The sequence below is a fragment of the Streptomyces sp. NPDC059010 genome (genome assembly GCF_042740355.1).
In the GTDB taxonomy this organism is placed as follows: Bacteria; Actinomycetota; Actinomycetes; order Streptomycetales; family Streptomycetaceae; genus Streptomyces.
In genome coordinates this window covers 195,076-198,429 of record NZ_JBHYJA010000006.1, presented here as the reverse complement: position 1 = coordinate 198,429, position 3,354 = coordinate 195,076, and the positions used below count along the sequence as shown (strand labels likewise).

The 3,354-nt window shown below is 71.2% G+C and carries 1 protein-coding gene; it reads left to right on the top strand.

Annotation, left to right across the window (positions count from 1 at the left end; all coding sequences use genetic code 11):
* The first annotated feature begins 369 nt into the window (after positions 1 to 369).
* Positions 370 to 3,231 (top strand): peroxidase family protein, encoded by a 2,862-nt coding sequence (locus ACFWYS_RS08375; RefSeq protein WP_384764947.1) that lies wholly within the window; start codon positions 370 to 372, stop codon positions 3,229 to 3,231.
* Positions 3,232 to 3,354: the final 123 nt, after the last annotated feature.

The following is a 3,354-nucleotide window of genomic DNA, read 5'->3' as shown; positions in this document are numbered from 1 at the left end:
GCGTGTCTATATTTATATTTCTTCCCCCCCGCGGGGGGGTCGCCACCCCCCCCCCCCCCCGCCAGGGCCGTCAATGGCGAGGGCGGCAAGGGGGCGCCGGGGAGGCGACGTTCCCCGGCCAGCCGCGGATGCGGCGCGATGGGGTTGCTGGGATGCTGGGGTGTGGCGGGATGGACGCCCGATACCGGCCTGCCTTCAGTCGCCCGTCTGACGTGCTCAAACACCACTCCGCACCTGATTGTTCACATCGGGAACAAGTAGGAGCACATCGGCGCGAACCCTCGCTGTGGGGGTCGTGGGCCGTGGGTAGCGTGCTGGCCCCCAGCCCCCGTACGCATCCGTACGCAGTCGTACGAAAGAAGACCACCGATGGCCGAGTCCGGGCAGCACGAGCAGCGCTACGAACGGTACGAAGGCGGCAGTCCAGAGGCGGAACGGCAGGTGTTCGAACAGCTGGCCCGCGAGCTGATGAAGGTGCAGGTCAGGAACCGGCGGGCGGGCGGCGGTGATATCGCCCGGGCCTTCCACGCAAAGGCTCCGGTGGCCGTGGAGAACGCCCGGCTGCGCTTCCACGACGACCTCCCGGCGGCGCTGCGCGCGGGGTTCGCCCAGCCCGGCGCCGAGTATCCGGTGACGGTACGGCTGTCCAACGCGAGCGGCATCCGGCAGGGCGACGGCTCGCCCGATCTGCGCGGTGCGGCCGTGCGGGTGCGGGTGTCGCAGGAGGAGAACCACGATCTCCTCGCGACCAGCTATCCGGTGTCGCATGCGGCGAACGCCCGGGAGTTCGTGGCGTTCGCCAAGGCGATGGCGGGCGCCCGCAGCCCGTTGCAGAAGGCGTTCGGGCTGTTCGTGAAGCTGCCGCTGGCCGTGGGGCTCAGGACCGCGGTCCGGATGCGGCGCAATGTGCAGGCGGCGACCCGGCACACCGTCAACTCGCTCGCCAACGAGACGTACTGGAGCCGTGGCGCGATGCTGTGGGGAGAGGCGGGGCCGGTGCGGTTCCTGTTCCGTCCCACTCCGGGCAGTCCGCCCGCGCCCACGCCGGACCGCCGGGACCCCGACTTCCTGCACCGTGAGTTCGCGCGCCGGCTGGCGCAGACCGACGTCCACTACGACCTGTGTGTGCAGCGGTTCGTGGACGAGCGGCGCACCCCGGTCGAGAACGCCTCGGTGGAGTGGCGGGACGCGACGTCGCCCGCGATCCCCGTGGCCAGGCTCACCATCCCCAGCCAGGACCTGGACACCGCTCAGGCACGGGCGATCGCCCGCCGGATCGAGGACCTCGCCTTCAACCCGTGGTACACGACCGAGGAGTTCCGGCCGCTGGGCAACATCAACCGGGCCCGCAAGGCCGCCTACCAGGCATCGAGCGCGCACCGGCTCGGCCTGCGGTTCGTCACCGAGGAACCGGTGCGCAACAAGGTCCTCGGCCGCCCGATGGAGGCGGCGTTCGCGCTGCTGAACCGGTATGTGCCCTGGCACCGGCTGCCGTTGCAGCTGAGCCTGCTGAACCTGGTGTTCCTGCGCAAGGTGCTGCGCCGGCTGAACCTGATCGACACCGAGCCGCACGAGGCGCCGCCGCGCGCCCAGCGGGTGCCCGAGCCGATCCCGGAGCGGCTGCGCGGCGAGCGGTCGTACGACGGCACGTACAACGATCTGTCGGCGCCGCGGATGGGCGCCGTCGGCTCGGCCTTCGGCCGCAATCTGAAGCCCGAGTACCGTCCCGACCTCTTCGACGTCCCGAACCCGGTCACGGTCAGCCGGCAGCTGCTGTACCGCGAGAACTTCCTGCCCGCGACCTCGCTGAACGTGCTGGCCGCTGCCTGGATCCAGTTCCAGGTGCACGACTGGGTCAACCACCGCCGCCACAAGCCCGGTGAGCGCACCGTCGAGGTGCCCCTGCCGCCCGGCAGCGGGCCGTGGCACAACACGCCCGGCGGGCCCGGCGAGAACGTGATGCGGTTCGCGGAGAACGAGGGCATCGAGGTGCCGGGCCGCCCGCCGATCCTGTTCGGCAACACCGCCTCCCACTGGTGGGACGGCTCCGAGGTGTACGGCGCCGACGAGCAGACCGCCCGCTTCCTGCGCGAGGCCGAGGGCCGCGCCGAACTCCGCCTGGAGGACGGCCACTTGCCGGCCGGGGCCAACGGCGGTATCCCGCTGACCGGCTTCAGCGACAACTGGTGGATGGGCCTGAGCTCGATGCACACGTTGTTCGCGCGCGAGCACAACGCGGTGTGTGCCGCGCTGCGCGCCGAGTATCCGACGATGAGCGAGGAGCGGATCTACCAGACGGCCCGCCTGGTGGTGTCGGCGCTGATCGCGAAGATCCACACGGTGGAGTGGACACCGGCGATCCTCGCCACCGAGGCGATCGACCTGGCCCTGCACACCAACTGGGAGGGGCCGCCGCAGAACTGGCTGAACCAGCTGGGCCTGTGGCTGTTCGAGGCGCACTCGCTGACCGGCATCCCGAAGACCCTGCCGGACCATCACGCCGCCCCGTACTCCCTCACCGAGGACTTCGTCACCGTCTACCGGATGCACCCGCTCATCCCGGACGACTTCGAGCTGCGCGAGCACCACTTCGGACAGCGGCTGGAGACGGTGGGCTTCCTGGACATCCAGGGCGGCGCGGCGGAGTCCCGGATCCGCAAGACGGGCCTGGCGAACACCCTGTACTCGTTCGGCATCGCCCACCCCGGCGCGATCACCCTGCACAACTTCCCGCGGTCGCTGCAGCAGTTCGAGCGGGACGGCGAGATCATCGACCTGTCGGTGGTGGACCTGGTCCGGACCCGGCGGCGTGGCGTCCCCCGCTACAACGACTTCCGCGCGGGGCTGCACAAACCGCGCATCCGCTCCTTCGAGGAACTGACCGAGAACGCCGAGACGCTGGCCCGGCTGAAGGAGGTCTACCGCTCGGTCGACGAGATCGACACCGTCGTGGGGCTGTTCGGGGAGAACCCGCCGGCCGGGTTCGGCTTCAGCGACACCGCGTTCCGCATCTTCATCCTCATGGCCAGCCGGCGTCTGCAGTCCGACCGCTTCCTCAACGTCGACTACCGGCCCGAGGTCTACACCCCGCTGGGCATCGACTGGGTCGAACGGGGCGGCATGAACTCCGTGATCCTGCGGCACTGCCCGGAACTGGCGGCCCTGCTGCCGCGCGGCGCGAGCGCGTTCGCACCGTGGCGGACGGTGCGGCCGACGGAGGGGCCGTCCTGAGAGCCTGTGAAGAAACCCCCGTCGTGCGCCCGGCCGGGGGGGGCGGGCGGCCCCCGGGCGGGGGGGTTGACGGCCGGGCGCCGGCCGGGGCGGGGGTTGACGGGTGGGGGGGCGCCGCGGCCG